This window comes from Leptospira andrefontaineae (assembly GCF_004770105.1).
Taxonomy (GTDB): domain Bacteria; phylum Spirochaetota; class Leptospiria; order Leptospirales; family Leptospiraceae; genus Leptospira_B; species Leptospira_B andrefontaineae.
In genome coordinates this window covers 26102-45840 of record NZ_RQEY01000019.1, presented here as the reverse complement: position 1 = coordinate 45840, position 19739 = coordinate 26102, and the positions used below count along the sequence as shown (strand labels likewise).

21 protein-coding genes are annotated in these 19739 nt (G+C 39.8%); 10 read left to right on the top strand and 11 right to left on the bottom strand.

All coding sequences use genetic code 11. The features are described from left to right. Positions 1–2: 2 nt before the first annotated feature. The 5 genes from EHO65_RS14310 to EHO65_RS14290 form a co-directional block, all read right to left on the bottom strand. Positions 3–1847: an OmpA family protein gene (locus tag EHO65_RS14310; RefSeq protein ID WP_135775268.1), complete on the bottom strand. Its 1845-nt coding sequence runs from the start codon at positions 1845–1847 to the stop codon at positions 3–5. 69 nt (positions 1848–1916) lie between these two features. Continuing rightward, a complete protein-coding gene (locus EHO65_RS14305; protein WP_135775267.1) occupies positions 1917–2234 on the bottom strand; it encodes a hypothetical protein in 318 nt (105 codons plus the stop codon). A gap of 65 nt (positions 2235–2299) precedes the next feature. Next, on the bottom strand, positions 2300–2560 hold the full coding sequence (locus tag EHO65_RS14300) for a hypothetical protein (RefSeq protein ID WP_135775266.1): 261 nt from the start codon (positions 2558–2560) through the stop codon (positions 2300–2302). A 131-nt stretch (positions 2561–2691) separates the two neighbouring features. Beyond that, positions 2692–3057 carry a DoxX family protein gene (locus tag EHO65_RS14295; RefSeq protein WP_135775265.1) on the bottom strand — a complete coding sequence of 122 codons (366 nt, stop codon included), beginning with the start codon at positions 3055–3057 and terminating at the stop codon, positions 2692–2694. A 426-nt stretch (positions 3058–3483) separates the two neighbouring features. Then, the gene (locus EHO65_RS14290; RefSeq protein WP_135775264.1) at positions 3484–4287 is read right to left on the bottom strand and encodes an SDR family NAD(P)-dependent oxidoreductase; all 804 of its coding nucleotides are present in this window, start codon (positions 4285–4287) and stop codon (positions 3484–3486) included. A 132-nt stretch (positions 4288–4419) separates the two neighbouring features. On the opposite strand from EHO65_RS14290, the gene EHO65_RS14285 reads away from it, so the two are divergent. After that, on the top strand, positions 4420–4827 hold the full coding sequence (locus tag EHO65_RS14285) for a winged helix-turn-helix transcriptional regulator (RefSeq protein WP_135775263.1): 408 nt from the start codon (positions 4420–4422) through the stop codon (positions 4825–4827). 47 nt (positions 4828–4874) lie between these two features. Here EHO65_RS14285 and EHO65_RS14280 read toward each other — a convergent pair whose 3' ends face one another. The 3 genes from EHO65_RS14280 to EHO65_RS14270 form a co-directional block, all read right to left on the bottom strand. Continuing rightward, a complete protein-coding gene (locus EHO65_RS14280) occupies positions 4875–6110 on the bottom strand; it encodes a glycosyltransferase family 4 protein (protein WP_135775262.1) in 1236 nt (411 codons plus the stop codon). Positions 6111–6195: 85 nt separating this feature from the next. Further along, entirely contained in the window at positions 6196–7257 is a 1062-nt protein-coding gene (locus tag EHO65_RS14275; protein ID WP_135775261.1) for a hypothetical protein, read from the bottom strand. A gap of 75 nt (positions 7258–7332) precedes the next feature. Continuing rightward, positions 7333–7719: a YfeK family protein gene (locus tag EHO65_RS14270; protein WP_135775260.1), complete on the bottom strand. Its 387-nt coding sequence runs from the start codon at positions 7717–7719 to the stop codon at positions 7333–7335. Between the two features lie 134 nt (positions 7720–7853). Here EHO65_RS14270 and EHO65_RS14265 point away from each other — a divergent pair, with 134 nt between their 5' ends. Further along, entirely contained in the window at positions 7854–8429 is a 576-nt protein-coding gene (locus tag EHO65_RS14265; protein ID WP_135775259.1) for a hypothetical protein, read from the top strand. A 2-nt stretch (positions 8430–8431) separates the two neighbouring features. On the opposite strand, the gene EHO65_RS14260 is transcribed toward EHO65_RS14265, so the two are convergent. Genes EHO65_RS14260 through EHO65_RS14250 form a run of 3 tightly spaced genes read right to left on the bottom strand, consistent with a single transcriptional unit; the run spans position 8432 to position 10206 of the window. Continuing rightward, complete coding sequence (locus EHO65_RS14260; RefSeq protein WP_135775258.1) at positions 8432–8791, bottom strand: cereblon family protein; 360 nt, start codon at positions 8789–8791, stop codon at positions 8432–8434. A gap of 59 nt (positions 8792–8850) precedes the next feature. Then, positions 8851–9396, bottom strand: a complete 546-nt coding sequence (locus EHO65_RS14255) for a hypothetical protein (protein ID WP_135775257.1) — start codon at positions 9394–9396, stop codon at positions 8851–8853. A gap of 9 nt (positions 9397–9405) precedes the next feature. After that, the gene (locus tag EHO65_RS14250; protein ID WP_135775256.1) at positions 9406–10206 is read right to left on the bottom strand and encodes a class II glutamine amidotransferase; all 801 of its coding nucleotides are present in this window, start codon (positions 10204–10206) and stop codon (positions 9406–9408) included. Positions 10207–10331: 125 nt separating this feature from the next. Here EHO65_RS14250 and EHO65_RS14245 point away from each other — a divergent pair, with 125 nt between their 5' ends. From EHO65_RS14245 to EHO65_RS14210, 8 genes are all read left to right on the top strand, one after another. Then, the gene (locus EHO65_RS14245; RefSeq protein WP_167482047.1) at positions 10332–11459 is read left to right on the top strand and encodes a glycosyltransferase; all 1128 of its coding nucleotides are present in this window, start codon (positions 10332–10334) and stop codon (positions 11457–11459) included. Beyond that, a complete protein-coding gene (gene polA / locus EHO65_RS14240) occupies positions 11456–14218 on the top strand; it encodes a DNA polymerase I (protein ID WP_135775254.1) in 2763 nt (920 codons plus the stop codon). The genes EHO65_RS14245 and polA overlap by 4 nt, the downstream gene beginning before the upstream one ends. A gap of 59 nt (positions 14219–14277) precedes the next feature. Beyond that, positions 14278–15234 (top strand): aldo/keto reductase, encoded by a 957-nt coding sequence (locus tag EHO65_RS14235; protein WP_135775253.1) that lies wholly within the window; start codon positions 14278–14280, stop codon positions 15232–15234. 78 nt (positions 15235–15312) lie between these two features. Next, the gene (locus EHO65_RS14230) at positions 15313–16209 is read left to right on the top strand and encodes an alpha/beta fold hydrolase (protein WP_135775252.1); all 897 of its coding nucleotides are present in this window, start codon (positions 15313–15315) and stop codon (positions 16207–16209) included. Positions 16210–16294: 85 nt separating this feature from the next. Continuing rightward, on the top strand, positions 16295–17116 hold the full coding sequence (locus EHO65_RS14225; RefSeq protein WP_135775251.1) for a histone deacetylase: 822 nt from the start codon (positions 16295–16297) through the stop codon (positions 17114–17116). 114 nt (positions 17117–17230) lie between these two features. Further along, positions 17231–17587, top strand: coding sequence for a PilZ domain-containing protein (locus tag EHO65_RS14220; RefSeq protein ID WP_135775250.1), 357 nt, complete (start codon positions 17231–17233; stop codon positions 17585–17587). A 100-nt stretch (positions 17588–17687) separates the two neighbouring features. Then, on the top strand, positions 17688–18467 hold the full coding sequence (locus tag EHO65_RS14215; protein ID WP_100767314.1) for a GNAT family N-acetyltransferase: 780 nt from the start codon (positions 17688–17690) through the stop codon (positions 18465–18467). A gap of 173 nt (positions 18468–18640) precedes the next feature. Then, positions 18641–19735 (top strand): hypothetical protein, encoded by a 1095-nt coding sequence (locus EHO65_RS14210; protein ID WP_135775249.1) that lies wholly within the window; start codon positions 18641–18643, stop codon positions 19733–19735. Positions 19736–19739 lie beyond the last annotated feature (4 nt).

The window sequence follows — 19739 nt, the reverse complement described above, 5'->3', positions numbered from 1 at the left end:
ATTCAGTCTACGATCTGTAACACAACTCTTCTATTCTTTTGACGGTCTGAAGCGTTATCATTGGAAGAAATTGGTTGGCTGTCCCCAAAACCTTGGGTACGAACTCTTTCGCCGTTGATCCCGTGTCTGGAAATCAAATAATCTGCCACTGCTTTTGCTCTGTTTTCGGAAAGTTCTAGGTTACGCTCTTTTTTACCAACATTGTCCGTATGACCTTCGACAGAGATTTTGAGTTTAGGATTCGATTTTAAAAAGTTTGCCAAACGATCTAATTCCGGTTCGGAGTCTTTGGAGATCTCGAATTTGTTTGTCTCGAAAAATAAATTGTTCAGAAGGATTTGTCGACCTACTGCCAAAGCAGGAAGACGAAATTCTACATCTAATTTTGCGTCTTCTTGTTTAGATTCAGTAAGATCTAAATTTCTAGAAACGGAAAGATGGCCAGGCTTCTCCGCATAAAAACCGTATTTTTCTCCATAAGGAAGAACTAAACTAAATGAACCGGTTTTTGAATCGCTCTTGGCACTTCCTCTTTTTTCCAGACGTGTTAAGGATTCATAATGTATTTCCGCGCTTAAAGGATTTCCTTCTTCATCCAAAACTTTTCCGTTGATCACTACGACAGGATTTGGACGGAAATCGCGGGGAAGATAAGCCATGTAAAGCTGACCTTCTTTGCTTACATAAGCCCAGTCGCTATTTACCGGAATAGAGAAGAAGTTTACACCTTTTAAGTTAGCTGAGACTTCTACAGGTTTAGTCCAATTGTCCCAACCTTCTCCAATTCTTTTGGTCACATATACGGAAAGTCCCTTATGACCATCGCTACAGAAATAAAGAGTTCTGTCGTCTCCTGCTAAAAAGGGAGCGGTCTCCTCTGAAGAAGTATTTACAACCTCTCCTAAGTTTTTACCAAGAGAGAAAGAGCCGTCCGCTTTTTGTATACTTACGTACAGATCCAACTTTCCGTAAGAATCCGGCTGCTGGACCGAGTAGATCAATATTCTTCCGGAAGAAGAAAGAGTGGAACCGCCGAAAACGGATGTATTATTCTTCAGATATATATTCGAAAACTCGGGAAAATTAATCGCCTTAGGATAAGACCAATTTCCTTTTTCTTTATAACTTTTATATAATGGAACAGTCGCCTTATTTTGGAGCAGAGTGAGTTTGCGGAGATATTCATAGGCGAGTTGTTCTTCCTTTAAACGGAATTCCATTTCGTCTCTCGTGTTTCTTCTCAATTCTTCTCTTTTTTCCTGGAACTCAACTTGGATTTTATGAGAAGCTTCATCATCACCGAAGGATCCGAAAACGAATAATTCAGTGTTACTTGGAAGAACTGCGATCACTGCTGAGTTCAGATCATTATTCAAAGGAGCAGGCATCTCTTTACCGTCTCTCCAAAAACCTTTATCGTCCTTCTCCGCAAACCAGATCCTTTGAGTGCCTGATTTACCTTTGCTAGAATACACAGTCCAAAAGATGGATTGTCCGTCGGGAGTTACGGTAGGATTAAAAGCGAAGTAACCTCTATTCACATAATTCGGAATTCTTTTCAAAGTCCAATCCGCAAGACCCTTGGATTCGGAAAAAGGATAGGTCTCATAACGTATCGGATCGCAATTTTCTCCTCTCATCTGGCAGAGAACACGAATGGTTTGATTATGAAGTCTGGAAAGTTCAGGACTCAGATCGTTGGAAAGTACTTGGATGAATTCATTTCCAGTCCCTAACATTCTACCAAATTGAAGAAGTTTACCTTCGATAATCTTTTCTTCAGCGAGCAGATCCGAAGAGAAAAATAGAAAAACAGAATAAAGTAAAATGGTAAGAAGACGGTTCATATTATACGTTTCGGAGAATAATATCCGAACCGGAAGAGGGGAAAAGAAAAAATTAAAATAAGGAAGAGGTCAGGAGATCCAACCGGGGAAAAACTTGCGGATCAGAAACAGACCGACCAATAGAACAACAAAATTGAAAATAGAAGAAGCAAGAATAAAGACCAGCTTAGAAGGTTCTTTGTCCTGAAACTTGCGACGACTTGCAGTAAAAGCCGCCCCAATACTCAAAACTAAGCCGGATATAAAGGAAATCTCAGGCAAATCCTTCTGATCATAAAGGTAGGAACTCAAACTTTCCGAGACTACCAGCATAATACAAAGAACGATTAAAAATACAAAACTTCTAATAAACCCTAAAACATAAAAAGAAGTCAGATTTTTATTCATAAGACCGCCTAAGACTTTAACTTTTGACGAAGCTGAAGGCCCAGCGATTGCTACGCCTTGTAAACTTAATTGCAGCTACAAGCGGAACCTTTTCCTCCAATAGACTGAGCGTAATTATCGGCATCCGAAGAATAATCGAATTCTTTCAGAAGACAAACGTTGGAACCTCGGGCCGATTTCATCTGATCCAAAGTGCGGGAATCTGCTTCAATTTTACCGTCTGCGCAGAAAACACTATATTTAGTATTCGCTTGGACTTTTGAAGAAGAAAAAGCTAAGCCTAAAACTAAAATACTTCCGCAGATCGCTATCCATAACTTGAACATAAAGAAACTCCAAAAACTAAAAAGGGAGAATACCTTCTTCTGAAACCCTTTCAATAAATTTTTGACTCAAATAAAAGATAAAGATCCCGCTTTTCCGCGCAAAAGAAATCAGATCGATTGTATACGAGGATTCAATACGTAAAAGTATAAGCCCAGTAGATCAAAAGAAACTGCAAAGGCAGCCTCAAAAGTAAAGCCCAAGTAGGAGGATCTTTTCTGGTTCTTGATTGAAAGTGATATACGTTAGCAGGAAAAACTGCGATTAAAAGAAGGACCACACCCCAAGCTGCTAATACTTTTGTTTGAGGAAAGAAAAGCCCAAGCCCCAAGGCGATCTCTACGATACCGCTGAGTTGGACCATAAGTTTATGATAAGGAATCCACGGTGGCATGATCCTCATATAAAATTTAGGGATCACAAAATGAAGAATACCGGCGATCGTATAAATGGTCGCCATGATCCAGAGACTGATAGATTTAGCGTCTAGGTTTTCCATGGAAAACCATGATAAGACAACTATGGTGACAAGGTCTGCCTTTTTTCTCTGTTTTTATTACGAAACCTTCTCTGTCTGGAATGAGAAGACTTATTGGCGATTTTTAGAAAGGTGAGATATTTTTCTCTGGTGACGAAGGGACGATTTCTTTCTCGATGATCCGTACGAGGGCCGGGAAATTTCAGCATAGGCTTTGCTCCTTGCCGTTAAATTTGCCAGTGATTATAGTAAAGGCGAAGAAAGTACAAGCGAAAAAAAGAATCTTCAAAAAAATTCCGAAACAATTTATTATGAAAGTTTGGGCGCGTCCCTTGCATTGCAAGGGTCGGTCTTTTACGGACTCGCGGAGCCCCGCTCGGTCCTTCGGACCGGCTACGCCGTCCTGCAAAGACCTCGCGCGTTTAAAAGTGTAACAATATCGTTTCTTTATAATTTCGCTTTATGTAATCTTTTTAAGATCGAACTCTCGAAAGCTTTGTATGCATAATGTTGCATTGTAAGAATAAATGAAGCGCCTTGGCCGACCGGAAAATTGAATTTCGGATCTTTTTGATTTATAATTTCGATCACGGTGTTTACAACCGGTTCGGGAGTAGGCGCTTTATCAAATGTTTCTTTTGAGAATGCAGCTGTTTGTTTGCGAAGTAGATTATAATCGTCAATTTCCAATTTTGATCTAACTGCGCTAGTTCCGATATTGGTTTTGAAACCCATCGGCTCAACCATACTCACTTTTATATTAAAATCCTGTAATTCAAAACGAAGTACTTTAAAGTAACCTTCAAGAGAATGTTTCGAGGCCGAATAATAAGAAACATTAGGAAGACCGATTAAACCTAGAATAGATCCAACTGTAATAATTTTTCCATGTCTTTGATTTCTGAAATGAGGTAATAGCTGATTGGTGAGTTTTACTGTTCCCCAAAAATTTGTCTCGAATTGTTGTTTTCCTAGTTCGATAGGAGTTTCCTCAGCGAGACCAGATACCAAATAACCTGCATTATTTATCAGAACATCTAAACTTTGTATCTGACTGAAAAGACGTTTCGGGAAGGACTCAATTGAGCTGTCGGAAGAAATATCTAATTCTAATAATTTAAAAGGTAAAGAACTATGTTCTTGCGGATTGCGGCTGGTTCCGATGACGGTATGACCGCTCTGGTGGAGTTTATTGGCAAGAAGTAGTCCGATGCCCGAAGAAGCTCCTGTTACTAAAATTGTCTGTTTCATATATATCCTCTAATTGTAAATTTTTACGACTATTACGTCTTCCCACGTCGATCAATTTACTTGCAATTTGCAAGTAAATATATGGGGCAGAAAAATACTTGCTTTTTGCAAGCAAATTTTAAGATAAAATTTATGTTAGAGGGAAAAAAAAGATCGGATTGTCCGATTAGCTGCTCCCTGGATATCTGGGGCGACAAATGGTCGCTTCTCATAATCAGGGATCTTATGTTTAACAAAAAGAGGACTTATGGGGATTTCCTAAAGTCGGATGAAGGGATTGCTACAAATATACTAGCATCCAGACTTCAGTCCTTGGAAGAAAACGGCCTGATCGAAAAATCGGAACATCCGGATAGCAAGGCAAAGATTCTTTATAAACTTACACAAAAGGGTATCGATCTTCTTCCTGTATTTATTGAGATCTATATGTGGGCGGAAAAGTATTTCGATATTCCGAAAGAAATCAAAGCTGCGTTAAAAGATGTTAAGAAGGACAAGGAATCCTTTGTTAGATCGATGGCGAAAGAATTGAGAAAGTAAAAATATTAGAAGAGCAAGCTCATAGTAACTGAATAAGGGATTACTGCCTATCCCCTCGCCATCTGTACTTTCAATTTGATTGCCTTCTTGGACCTTGCGGCCTTTTTCTTAGAAAGAGAAAGTTTGGAGTAAGTCATTTCCAAAGAATCAGTAACATCTTCCCAGGTGCAGGAAGCTGCGATCTTTCTTGCGGCAAGACCAAGTTTTGCGGCTAATTTTTTATTTTCTGCTAAGAGACAGGATTGTTCTATAAATTCTTCTTCTTTGTCGAAACCACAGAGTAGGGCAGACTTACCATGTTTGAGATGTTGGTTAGCAGCTGCATAGTTATAAGCTACGATTGGAAGGCCGGATGCCATTGCTTCTACGATTACATTTCCGAAAGTTTCTGTTAGGCTTGGGAATAGAAATAGATCTCCAGTGGCATAATGTTCTGCCAGTTCTTTTCCTTTTCTCATTCCTCTGAATATAAAATCAGGATTTTCCCTTTGTAGTTTTTCTTTGGAAGGTCCGTCTCCCACTAAGATCAATTTTGCATTTGGGACTCTGGATTGGAGTCTGCGGAATGTTCTTATTAATAGATCTAGATTTTTTTCCGGAGCTAATCTTCCTACGTAAAGAACTCCAAGTTCAGAAGGTTTTAATCCCCATTCTGTTTTTAATTTGGAATTCCTACGAGCAGGATGAAATAGATCGGAATCGATCCCTCTTGAAACCACTTGCACATTCGTATATCCTTGCTCTGTTAACTGTTCTCTGATCTGAGCAGTTGGGACCAATGTCATCTGTGTTCTGTTATGAAGACCTTTTAGGTAATTATGGACCAATTTTCCTGCAAATCCGAACTTATAGTATTTCGCGTATGCATGGAAATTCGTTCTAAAATCGCTGATGATCGGAATTCCAACATGTCTAGCTGCCCTGACTGCCGACCAGCCGAGCGGCCCTTCAGTGACCACGTGCACTATATCAGGTTTTTCTAATTCGATTAATCTGCGGAGAAGGTATTTTTCAGGAAATCCGAATCTTAGGTCTTCGTATAAAGGGATTTTTGCACCTCTTACAAGTACTTCTCTGTAGTTATTGCTCGCTGTTGCATAATCATTATAGCCTTGTTTTGGACGGACCAGAATGATCTCGTGACCTCTTTGTAAAAGATCCCCTAACATTCTGTGAAGTGTCTTGGCGACTCCGTTGATCTCAGGAGGAAATGTTTCGGTCACCACTAAAATTCGAAAGGGACCTGCTTTAGGATAAGAACTGATATATGTCGATGGAAGCATCGACTTTTGATCATCTTAAATTTTTGTATCTACTCCGTGAAGAGAGAGTTACTTTTTCGTTACAGAGTGCGGACTCCGGTACAATTTATTGTTCGATTCCGGTAGCAAATGCTTTTCGCAAAAGTCGTCCGCAATAGACTGATTCTGCATAAGCTAACCCGGATGTAGAATATCTGGCAATGATCCCATAAGTAGTGACTGTCGGGTCAATCCAAGGATAAAATCCGAATTTTCCAGGGCTACTGTATGCAGCGTCGTTCCCGGAAGAATCTTCAACCCAATGTCCGTAAGAATAATGTACATCTTCTAAAACGAAAGGTGAGTATTTTGCTTGGGTTGGATGTGCAGAAGGTAATGTAGCAACAAGATCTGCTCCCAAATAAGCCCGGATTGTTAGATTAGAATTTAATATTCTTCTTAAGAACTGAGCATAAACGGAAGCAGAAGTCCTAACTCCTCCTGCAGGTTGGGGAACCGCATAGTCTATTCCAGGATTGGATCCTCCGAATAAAGTGTTCCCTATCTCAGTTGCAAGTTGAGCGCGAGTGTAGTTTGTAAGTGCAGGAGTTAAGCCGCTTGGATTCAAGGCGGCATATGCTTGGAAATGTGCTCCGTTATAATAAAAATAATTTAGATCACCGGCATTATAATAGTCGTTATTATTTGTTCCGTCTCTTCCCGGGCCGTTTGTGAAACATGCGTTTACGGTAAGAGCTAAATTACATTTGTTATCGTTTAGATTATCATAACCCGATCTCATTCTAAGATACGATTGTTCTATCGATGTTGGAGTTCCAACCTTCTCCAAAACATAAGCTCCCCAGATCCATTTAGATGCAGAAGCAATCAAAAGAACTGTAGATCCATTCACAAAACCGTTTACCGAAGAATATCCATAAGCTCCATTTACATCTCCAATCTCCCAATAGAAAGCACCCAGTTTAGTACATGTCGAATTCTTGGTAGCAGTAGCTTCTACAGCGTTTAGTTGGGCTTGTTTTGTGGAATCCACGACGGTAAATTCTGAAGGAACAGACATATTCGATAATGCTAATGTAGACATTAGGGAAAAAAGTGGATCTTCGCTAGGCGGAGGAGGACAAGCGAATAAAAGGGAAACAGGAAGAATATACAGATACTTTCGCATATATGTCTATAGCTCAATTCGACGCTGTCATTTTATAATAACTGCTGAGTTGAATTGATTTTTCGCTTAGGTGGATTATTTTTTCTTTTTTGGTTTAGCTGCCGGCGGAGGATTGCGTAGTTCATTCAATTTGTCAGTCATCCATTTTTCGGACTCTACTTCCTTTCCGTCAGGAAATTTGATCTTGTATGCCGTTCCTGTGATTGAGGACTTGCTTGCTAATCCTTTGATAAAATCTTCCGTGCTGCTTATTTTACTTTTAGCCGCATCATACTTTCTAAGTAGGTGTGCCTTTGCCTCATCCAGTTTATGTTCCGAACCATTCCGTATAAAAACGCAACCCTTGCAAGAATCTAAGGAAGAAACCAAAGCTTTGATCTCGTCTTCGGGCTCTGCTCCGAAAACAAAGTCGGAACTCAAAATTAAAAAAGTGAATAAAAGAATGGTCGAGATTTTTTTCATAGATAGTCCGTAGAATTAACGGGTCCGCTTACTCATGGCAACAAAGTATTCGAAATTCTCTAATTTTCTTAGGTTCCTTTTTTTCGTGACTGTACTGATCTACTTTGTGTATTATTCCTAAAAGGAAGGTTCGGGTGAGAAAATTCGTTTTATTTTGTATATTCTTCTTTGGTCTTACATCCATTCATTCTCAAGACCAAACAACTTCTCCGGAAACAAAAGATAGATCTCGTTGGGATTTGGTTTGGAGGAGCGCTGTTCTTCCTGGTTGGGGACTTCTACATGCAAAAGAATACAGAAAAGCTAGATTTACGATGATAGTCACTTCTATCTTAATTCTTTCTGAATTGAAAGGGCATAAAGAAGAATTGGAAAGAAAAGAAGAATTCGAAAACTCCCGGAATCTGTTCCTTGCGTATTCTAATTTTTACCCTCAACCTGATCCTGGGATGATTACCTTTTTAGCGAATTATCAACATAGTAAACAGGATGATCTGGAAGGAGTTCGTAGCAGAAATGATCTGAGATTAGCTCTTTTAGGTGCAAAGTATATTTTTCAATTGGCTTATACATATTGGAGAGGGATCCAATGGGAGGGAGAAAATTCTGCCGGATTCGATCTTAATATTCGTACTTATTCTCAAGAAACTGGGAGAGATCAAGTTAGGGATACATTTGGAATGGATTTAAAATATAGGTTTCATTTTTAGAATTAAGAAGTAATTCTTCCTAAGATTAATCCTAAAAATGAACTCGAGCCTACAGCGGATTCAAAATTCCAACCCAAATGAGATCCACAAGTAGAGCAGCTACCTATTCTCCAAGCAAAACCTGGAAACCAAGTATGTTCTTGGTAAGAATCTTTTTGCCAAGTAATTCCGATTGCTTGAGAGAATGTAAGAATTCTGAATTCAATTCCAAGAGGATTGATAAAATTGTGAATGTATGCTCCATCCACAGAAGTTTTCCATTCTTCTTTTGTGATCTTTTCTCCACAGGAAGTGCATAACTTCCAATTTTCGTTTTCGATTCTATATTCGATTTTTTTTGGATCCTGGAAAATTTCAGGCATAGAATCTATTTACAACGTATAATTGAATTCTCAAGTTCTTTATCTTAGATCCGATCTTATTACTCATCAGAAAATCTATTCGATATATATGATCCGAGAAAAAGAACTCCTAGGATGGAAAGATTCATAAAAATCTGAAAATGAAGGTAATTCGAAAATAGTAGGTCCCATGGAGGCCAAATGGAATATACTAGATTGATATTTTGAGCAGGATCAGTGAATTTCAGGCTGAGTAATTGTACGAAAACATACCACAAAAAAGCTCCGATCCATGGAAACGGAAATAATCCTATCCTTCGAAAGCAATATATAGAGATTATTGCATATAATGAATGTGTAAAATAAGAAAGTTTATCCAGAGGATAATCGTTTAAAATCTCATCGGAAAGCCAAAGAATGGTTCCGAGTATGAGCCAGAGCCCTCCGATGCGAATTCCTTTTTGAAACCCGAAAATCAAACTTCCTGAAACTAAAAATGCAGAAACATGGCAGATCCAAAAATAATTATCAGGTTCTCTCCATAAATAATTCGTGATCAAGGTATAGGATAAAAGAAAGATCCCTAAAATTTTTAGATGATTCGGAAATTTCCCTAAAGGGTTCATAAAAAGATATTAGGCAGACCTATTTTCTTTATCAGGAGAAAATCTTTGCCATTGTTTTCCTTCTTTCCAGACTTGAAATTCTCCAGGTAAAAACTGGGTCCAAATTTCATTTTGGGTCAAAGGACTTGTGGCTAAAACAGTAACTATATCTTTCGGACTTGTATGTTTACTAAAGTCAATACTCAGATCTGCATCTATTAGTTTTGCTTCTCCAAACGGAGCATGCCTTGTGATATAAACTAGTTTTGTGGAACAATATGCGTATAAATATTTGGAATCCGAAATTAGGATATTTGAAACTCCTTTTTTTCCGAGCTTGGACAACAGTTTGCGGATCTCTTGAGAAAGTTGTACTTCGTTTTTAGGTCTTGTCTTAAACTTCTTCTTTAATTCCGAAAGCACCCAGCAAAAAGCATACTCACTGTCAGTTGTCCCAACAGGCGTAAAATCTTTTAATGGTTCCTTCTTCACTCCCTTTAATTGTCCATTATGAGCGAATGTCCAATAATAACCCCATAGCTCCCGAACGAACGGATGTGTGTTTTTTAGATCTACTTTACCGCGATTTGCTTTTCGGATATGTGAAATAACTAAATTACTTTTGATCGGAAATGTTCGGACCAGTTCCGCTAATTGTGAATCCGCACTTGCTTGAGGATCTTGGAAGACCCTACAACCTTTGCCCTCATAAAATGCGATCCCCCATCCGTCTTTATGGGGTCCTGTTTTCCCACCTCTTTGGACAAGGCCGGTGAAACTGAAGCATATATCTGTAGGAACATTGGCGCTCATTCCCAAAAGTTCGCACATTCTGGATTTCCTCTGCTATATTAGAATAATTGTCACTAATGCGGATCCTGTTTGTCCAGGACTTTTTCCTAAAAAGAAATGGCGGAACTCTTGCAGAATTCAAGCCAGAACCCCAATTTGATCGGGTGATTCTTCATATCGACACGGAAACCGGCTGGAGAGGAGGAGAAAGACAACTTTTTCTTCTGGCAGAAGGTTTAAAAAAACACAAAATCCCTCAGCTCATTCTATGCAAACCTGGTTCTGCATTAGAGACACGCGCCAATGATGTTGGACTTCCAACAGTTACCCTTCCTTTAAAAGGTGAATGGGACTTTGGCTCCGTAAAGGCACTCCAAGAACTCATTGTTTCCAAAGGGATCAAACTCATTCATGCACATACTGCAAAAGCACATTCTATTGCTTGGATGGCGAAAGCAAAACATCCTCAAGTGAAACTTGTAGTTTCCAGAAGAGTGGATTTTAGACTTAGAAAGAATTGGTTTAGCAAACGTAAGTATGTATCCGATAGAGTGGATCTTTACTTAAGTGTTTCGAATCGTATTCGTGAAATTCTTATCATGGACGGGATTGATCCGGCTAAAGTTGTAACCGTATATAGCGGGATTGATTTAGGTGTTTCTAAAAAAGCGAGTGATGTATCTTATCTCAGAAAAGAATTCAATCTTTCCAAAGATGAACTGATTATAGGGAATATTGCTGCGTTAGTCGATCATAAGGACCAAAAAACTTTACTCAATGCTTTGTCCAAAGTAGAAACTGACAAAAAGTATAAGGTGCTTATCGTAGGCGAAGGTGAACTCAGAAAAGAACTGGAAAGACTAGCTTCAGAAAAAAAACTTTTGGATAAAGTGATCTTCACAGGATTCAGAACAGATATCTCCGAACTTCTTTCCTTATTCGATATTTTCACGTTAACTTCGAAAGAAGAAGGACTCGGGACTTCCGTTTTAGACGCGATGGCATCCGGTTTACCTATCGTTGCCACGAACGGCGGAGGCATTGCGGAAATGTTGACCGAAGGTAAAGGTGCATTTGTTTCTCCGGTGGGGGATGTTATATCTCTTGCTTCTTCTTACAAAACTCTATTAGAAGATCCTAAAGTTCGGAAATCTATGGGAGCGTTTAATAAAGAATCCGTAAAAAGGTTCTCTGTTAAAAATACCATTAAGAAAACTGAACTCGCGTACTATAGTTTATTAGGTGAAGAGATCTATTCCACCTCTAAAGGAAAATCCGGGGAAGCGGCATGAAAAAATTACTCATAGTAGACGGTCACGCATTTGCATTCAGAGCGTATTATGCTTTTGCAGCTTCCAATTTGAAAAATTCAAAAACAGGACAACCAAGTGGTGCGGTCTTTGGATTTTTCAGAATGTTATTCAAACTTTTCGAGGATTATTCTCCTACTCACGTAGCAATGACATTTGATCCTGGCGGGCCCTTGGAAAGAGGAGCTACATTCGCAGAATATAAAGCAAATCGTAAACCTATGCCGGAAGATCTTCGACCTCAGTTGAATGAGATCATGGAAACCCTGAAGGTTTTAGGTTTTAGGATCCTAAAGATAGAAAAACATGAGGCGGACGATATTATCGGGACTCTTGCGGAAAATTATAAATCTTCTGCAAAGGAAATTTTGATCTTCTCCGGTGATAAGGACTTATACCAACTATTAGAAAAAAAGAATATTAAAATGCTCAGGGGTAAAAAGGGAGTCACTGAATTTGTGGAAATCGACTCTTCCTGGGTAAAAGAAGAAGTGGGTGTAGACGTAAAACAGATCCCTGACTATATGGGGATCGTTGGCGATACTTCTGATAATATTCCTGGAGTAAAAGGGATCGGCGAGAAGGGAGCTTCTAAGTTGATCCAAGAATATAAAAACCTAGAAGGGATTTATAAAAATATAGAGAAGATCAAAAATCCAGGCTTAAAGAACAAACTTATAGAACATAAAGACAATGCTTTCATGTCCAGGCAATTGGCCACGATTAGGAGAGATCTAGATTTGGGTATCAAGGAAGATGATCTCAAACTTCCTGACTATGCTTCTGACGAAGGGATAAAATATCTAAAGAACCAAGGATATAATGTTCTATCTCGAGACTTAGCTAAGTCGGTAGGCAAAGAACCTCCTAAGGATGAACCGGAAGAAACAACAGCAGGTTCCGCAAAAGGTCCGGCTGCCAAAAAAGGGATTTATAAACGAGTAGAAAGTGTAGAAGAATTGACCAAACTTGCAAGAGCTTGGAAAAAATCTCCGATTCTTTCCGTGGACACAGAAACAACATCCCAGTACGCTTTTGATGCGGAACTTTTAGGGATCTCTTTGTGTAACCAAGAAGGAACCGGTTTTTATATCCCTGTCTCTCATACACAAGAGGGTTTATTTACAAATAAGGAACAACTTCTTCCTTTAGATCAGGTTCGTGAAATATTAGGACCTATATTAGCAGATCCAAATATTCCTAAAGTCGGTCAGAACATTAAATACGACCTGATCGTTTTGCAAAACCACGGCTTCGAAGTAACAAATATCGTTTTTGATACTATGATCGTGGCCTATATTTTGGCGCCTGAAAGCCGTAGATTTAATATGGATGATCTTGCGGAAGATCTTCTGAATTATAAGACGATCACTTATGCGGAATTAGTAGGAACCGGTAAGAATAAAAAAAATCTTTGGGAAGTGGATCTGGACAAGGTTTCCGAATACGCAGCGGAAGATGCGGATATTACTTTAAGATTATATAATGTTCTTCGTAAGTCCCTAAAACAATCCGGGCTGGAAAGTGTATTCAAGGATATAGATCTGCCTTTAATTCCAGTTTTAACCCAAATGGAGAAGGCTGGGATCTCGGTCGATTCGAAATATTTCGCGGAACTTTCTAAAGATTTCCAAAGAGAAGTAAAAGATCTGGAAAGAGGGATCTACAAAGCTGCCGGAAAAGAATTCAATATCGCTTCTACCAAAGAATTGCAAAAAATCCTATTCGATGAGCTGCAGCTTAGAGTTGTTAAAAAGACCCAAACAGGTTATTCCACAGACCACGAAGTTTTGGAAGAATTATTGGGAGAACATCCAATCATCGAAAAACTTTTGGATTATAGAAAATATACAAAGTTGATCTCTACTTACGTAGATACTCTTCCAAGTATGGCTTCTCCTAAAGATGGAAGAATTCACACCAGTTATAATATGACTATCGCAGCGACAGGAAGACTTTCTTCTACAGATCCGAACTTACAAAATATTCCGATCCGAGAAAAAGAAGGCAGATTGATCCGAAAAGGTTTTATCTCAGGTCATAAGGATTTTGAGATCTTAAGTTTGGACTATTCTCAGATAGAACTTAGGATCATGGCCCATATTTCCAAAGATCCTGCCATGATGGATGCCTACAAAAAAGGGATCGATATCCACAAAAGAACCGCCGCTGCTATCTACGGAGTTTCAGAAGATCTGGTCAGCCCGGAGATGAGAGATAAAGCGAAAGTAGTTAACTTTTCCGTAATATATGGAGTCACTCCTTACGGTCTTAGCCGTAACCTTCGAATTCCTAGAGACGAAGCAAAGAGTTTTATAGATCGATATCTAACCCAGTATCCTGGTGTACAAAAGTATATGGATGATACGGTCGCCTTTTGCGAAGAGAAAGGTTATGTAGAAACCATGAAAGGAAGAAGGAGACCTATTCCGGATATTACATCCACTCATCGTCAGGCAAAAGAAGGAGCCAAAAGGGTAGCGATCAACACTCCTATCCAAGGAACCTGCGCCGACATGATCAAGATAGCAATGATCCAGATCCAAGACGAGATCGAAAAAAGAAAATGGAAATCCAAACTTCTACTCCAAGTACATGACGAATTGGTATTCGAAGTGTATAAATCGGAGAAGGATGAGTTCTTGAAAGTTTGTAAAAGGCTGATGGAGGATGCTCTTCCTTTAGATGTTCCGATCAAGGTAGAAGGAAAATTCGGGCAAAACTGGGACGAAGCTCATTAATTTTTAGTTGAGTCCGAGGGCAAACTGCCCTTAAAATTCGGCCGCTTGGGGAGAACTTAATGGAAAGCCCTTATTCCAGAAGAAAGTTCCTGAAACTTTTGGCGTTATCCGCCGCAGGTATAAGTCTTTCGGAGAAAATGATTTCTCCGTTATTCTCCCAGACGTCCGGAGCTTCTAAGATGTTAAAACGTAAGATCCCAAAAACTGGAGAAGAAATTCCTGCAATCGGTCTAGGTACTTGGCAGACTTTAGATGTGGATCCGGATCCTTCTTCTTTGGCCCCTTTAAAAGAAGTTTTGTCGGAGTTCCTACATACTGGCGGAGGTGTGGTAGATTCTTCTCCCATGTATGGTCGTTCCGAGGAAATTTTCGGGATTTTATCCAAGGATTTTTCCGACACGGAGAAAAGGAAATTTTTCTTAGCTACAAAGGTTTGGATCAGGGGAGAAGCAGCCGGAAAATCACAGATCGAAGCTTCTTTCAAAAAGATGAAAGCAGAGAAGATCGATCTATTCCAAATTCATAATTTACTAGATACTCAAACTCATCTCAAAACATTGAGAGGCCTAAAAGAAAAAGGAAAGATCCGTTATATAGGTCTGACACATTTTACAACCTCTGCATTCGCCGAAATGGAACGTATCTCCGAAAAAGAAAAACCGGACTTCTTGCAGATACCTTATTCTATCCAAACGCGTGAAGCAGAGGATCGAATTTTGCCTTTTGCCCAAGAACATGGGATTGCAGTCCTGATCAATCGCCCTTTTGAAGAGGGTGGACTTTTTAGGAATACAAAGGGTAAAATATTACCTGAATATTTTAAAGAATGGGATTGTAATTCATTCGCGCAGGGCTTCTTAAAATATATTCTTTCTCATCCGGCAGTGACTTGTGCAATCCCTGCGACTTCTAAACTTTCACATCTAAAAGATAATATGGGCGCTGGACTTGGCAGATTTCCGGAAGGCAAAGAAAGAAAAGTTTTTCTATCGAACCTTCTAGACGCAATGGATTGAAATTTCCATCGCGTTATTAATTTTACACTTCCCATTCCAAAAGCAGGGAGTACAATATTGCTCCTTCTGGAGGAGTCTATGTCGGAACCGCTTTGGAGAACCCACCCTTTGGCTTGGAAGGCATCGGGAGCTTTCTTTGAATGGAAAAAAAGGAAACTATTCTATCGAATAGGCGGAGAAGGAGAGGCACTTCTTCTTTTACACGGATTTCCCACTTCTTCCTGGGATTGGAAGGATGTATGGGAAACTCTTACTCATCAATACAAAGTTCTGACCTTAGATTATTTGGGCTTCGGTTTTTCTGAAAAACCTAAAGACGGGCATTATTCTATTTTTGAATACGCGGACCAGGTAGAGTTCTTCCTACAAGAGCAAGGGATTAAAAAAGTGCATATTCTTGCTCATGATCTAGGAGACACAGTTGCCCAAGAATTGGTCGCAAGATTTAGGGAGAAAAACTCCGGACAGAGGATCGGTGGACCCGACTTGGAGTCAGTATTCTTCCTAAATGGAGGGATCTTTCCGGAGACTCATAGACCTAGAGCGGTACAGAAATTATTAAACGGCCCTTTGGGATTTTTATTCTCCCGTTTAGTGAACAAGACTTCCTTCCAAAAAAGTTTTTCAGAAGTTTTCGGACCGAATACAAAACCTATCCAAGAGGAGTTGGACGGTTTTTGGGAATGTGTGAACAACGGAGGGGGGAAGTTGATCTATCACAAGTTGATAAGATACATGAGAGAAAGAAAAATTTTCAGAGATAGATGGGTGGGAGCAATCCTCGATAGTCCGATTCCGTACGCTTTGGCGGATGGTCTGGAAGATCCTGTCAGCGGACAACATGTAGTGGATCGATTGAGAGAGATGAGACCGGACGCGAAAGTGTACGAACTCCCGGGCATAGGACATTATCCTCAGACAGAAGCTGCAGATCAGGTTTTGAAAGCGTATTCAAACTTCAGATCTAAACTTTGATATTCCTCATATAGTTTGGTGACCGGATTTATTTCCTTGAAAAAAGGAAGAAACCTGCCAGACTGTAAAGAAAGCGAAAGATTAGATGGGTAAGGTTGCATACAATAATCCGCGTTTTTTCGATTTTGTATACGACGACTTTTTATGTGCGGCGGTGGACTCTCACGTCGCACAATCCGGAGTTCTATTTCATTCTTTAACCAAAGAAAGTGTTTGGGAACTTTTCGAGATTACTGGGGTTCTGGCGGAACTCAAAAAAAGAGGATATGATTCCTTCCAGTTGGATCTTTCCGGTAGCGACGATACCTACCAAAAATTAATCCTAACTCACCAAAACGAAATTTTAGTACATCTACGTTTGAGCATCCAAGAATATCGGATACGTCTCAACGATTACTTCTTCAAAGAAAAATATTTGGTTGTGAATTGGCTTCAGACACGTCATCCGAAACAGGAAGGAAGAGATTCTGCTCGTTTATATCCCGGTCAAGATGTTCCGGGCCTAGGGATTTTTACCGAGATGGCGGACCTCATTGGATTTCTGATTATCTCACTCAGGTTGAATGGCGCAGTGATCCGTCCCGAATATTTTCATGATGCAGTACTCTTCTCTCGTAAATTCCATTTTTTAGAAGCCGACTCCAAGGCGCTTTATCAGGCTTTGAGAACAACCTTCCCGAAACATTCTATCCGAGCTATCTCCACTCTTTTACAACACGGAAAGATCGTAGATGCAAAACGTGGGGTGATCGAATGGAAACCGATAGAGATGATTTTCTTTCTGGAAAAATCTTTGAACTTCTTCGTATTCAATCGTAAGTTTGAGAAGAAGGTTTCCAAGATACTTTCCACATACAAACTCTCTTTAGTAGAAGGTGCAGAGGCAGAATTAGGACTAAATACTTAGCACTATTTTGAACGAGTGTTACGCGATTATTTTTCGTAAGAAAACTATTTTCTTCTCCCGTCTTATCCATTTATAATATAGGTTTGGCCATTATTCTGTTCCGGAGGTCCTCGGATGGAGAAAAGAAAACAGGTAAGGGTAGTCCCTTTCCCTAAACAACCAGTTCAACTCCAATTGATGGGAAACGGTTTTTTAGACATTCTTGTCGCCCAGGACGTTAGTGAGGGAGGGATAGCGGTCCGTGTTCCCCATAAATTCGATGGATGCGATATTCATTCCAGCGTGGAAATTGTGATCTCTCTGCCCGGATACAAACCATTTAAAGCATTAGGTAAGATCAAACACTTGAGCGCTTCCAAGGAAGCACAGGGCCTTTTCGGTCTCCAATTCACCCAAATCGACGTAAAAGGGAAAGGTTTCCTGGTCGATTATGTCAAAAAACTGACTTCTCTCCGCAGAATGGCAGGATAATCAGCCAGTCCAGTCATCGGAATTTCTTTCCAGCGTAATCCGACTGTAACCATTTGGGAGGATAGATAGAAGCATCCTAACAAGGAAAAGAAGGACGACAATGGGATCAGGAACAGTCCAAAAAAAGCAAAAAGTAGAACGTAAGCTTGAAGTAAGGATCGCTGAGAATCAACTCGAGATCGAAAGAACTTTAGCTCTTCGTTATGACGTATTCAATCTAGAGTTGGGAGAAGGTTTACCTCAATCCGCAGCTACACGTAAAGACAGAGATGAATACGATTTATTTTGCGACCACCTTATCGTAGTAGATAAGAACAGAGATGATATGATCGTCGGAACTTATCGTATCCTGCGCAGAAGTGTCGCAAAGGCAAATCTGGGATTTTACTCAGATAACGAATTCGATATTACTAAAATTTACGAATTAGAAAGAGAACCTGCAGAGATTGGACGCAGTTGCGTTCATCCTGAATACAGAGACGGATCCGTAATCTCTCTTCTTTGGGGCGGACTCGCTCAATACATGAAGAAGAACAATATCGGATATCTTTTCGGTTGCGGTTCCGTTCATAGCACTGATGCTCAATCTGCAAACGAAGTTTATGCGTTTTTGAAAGATAAACAAGCTCTTGCTGGAGAAGCTTTCGACGTAAAACCTCTTCCTGGATTCGAGATGCCAGGTTTCGATCAGAACTACTCTCCAGAAGATATCAAAGAAGTTTCTAAAAGAATCCCTGCATTGATCAAAGGGTATATTAGAGCCGGATCAACAATCTGCGGAATTCCAGCATTGGATGCAGTTTTCAAGACTACCGACTTCTTTATCATCTTCGATATCAAAGACATCGAAGCAAGATACAGCAAACATTACTTAGAGTAGAACTAAGGAGACTTGAGTTTTCTCTTGTAAGGACGGGCCTCATTAGGCCCGTTTTTGTTTTTAGCCCTTTCTTGCGCCTAAATATGGGCCGATACACCTTGACCGTTTGGGCTTCTCCTTTTTTTCTATACTAAATTCATTCTAAACAAGCGAAAACCCAGTTTGGGTGACTCATGAATCAAATCGATTTCCAACATCCCTCTTTTAAGGACCAGATCCGATTTTACACTCTGGTATTTCTGTCCTTCTTGATCATGAGCGTAGGTTATTATTTAGGGATTTCTTCCTATATTCTTGGTTGGTTTGCATTCTGTATCTCAGCGTTTTCTGTAGCCGGTAACGATGCTGTCCAAACCGTAGGGACATTCATAGAAAGTAAGAAATCAGTGCACTGGTTCCCTAAACTTGCTGCCTTGGGTGGACTTCTTGCTTTGGTATTCGGATATGCTTGGTGGTCTGGAAGTGGAGAAGTTCATTTTCACAGGTTGGATAATTTCACTCCACCTGCAGAATATAATTTTCTACAATTGATCGCACCTATCGTTCTAGTCGTCATCACTCGGATGAAGTCTCCGATCTCTACTACATTCTTGATCTTAGGATTATTCGGCGGGCAGAATATAGAGAAGATGCTGACCAAATCCTTTTTAGGATATATGATCGCATTTATCACTGCATTGGTAGTCTGGGGGATCTTAGTAAAAGTAGATCCGAAAGAATATTATGACGATCATATGCCCGATCCTAGAACCGAAAGAAAATGGGCGATCTTACAATGGTTCTCCACTTTGTTTTTATGGGCAGCTTGGCTTGCTCAAGATGCTGCCAATATAGTAGTATATCTTCCTAGACAATTGAATTGGATGGAGCTTACTGGCGCGGTGTCTATTCTGATAGGAGCTCTTGGTATCATATTGTACACAAATGGTGGAACTATCCAAGAGATAGTTACGGAGAAGTCCGATATCCAATGGTCCAAGGCGGCCACCATTGTAGATCTCGTATATGCTAGTATTCTAATATTCTTCCAGAAGATCAGCAATATGCCTATGTCTACCACTTGGGTTTTTTTAGGCATGCTTGCAGGAAGAGAGATTGTGTTAAATTTCCTTACCTACAGGGATGCTCCTTATTTGGAGACATTCCGCAAAGTAGGTAAGGATGTACTTCTTGCATCTATAGGAATTGCAGTGAGTATTTTTATATTCTTACTCGCTTCTCAGTTTTATCCCGAAAAAACTTCTTTTATTCCTAAATTCCTAAAGTAATTTC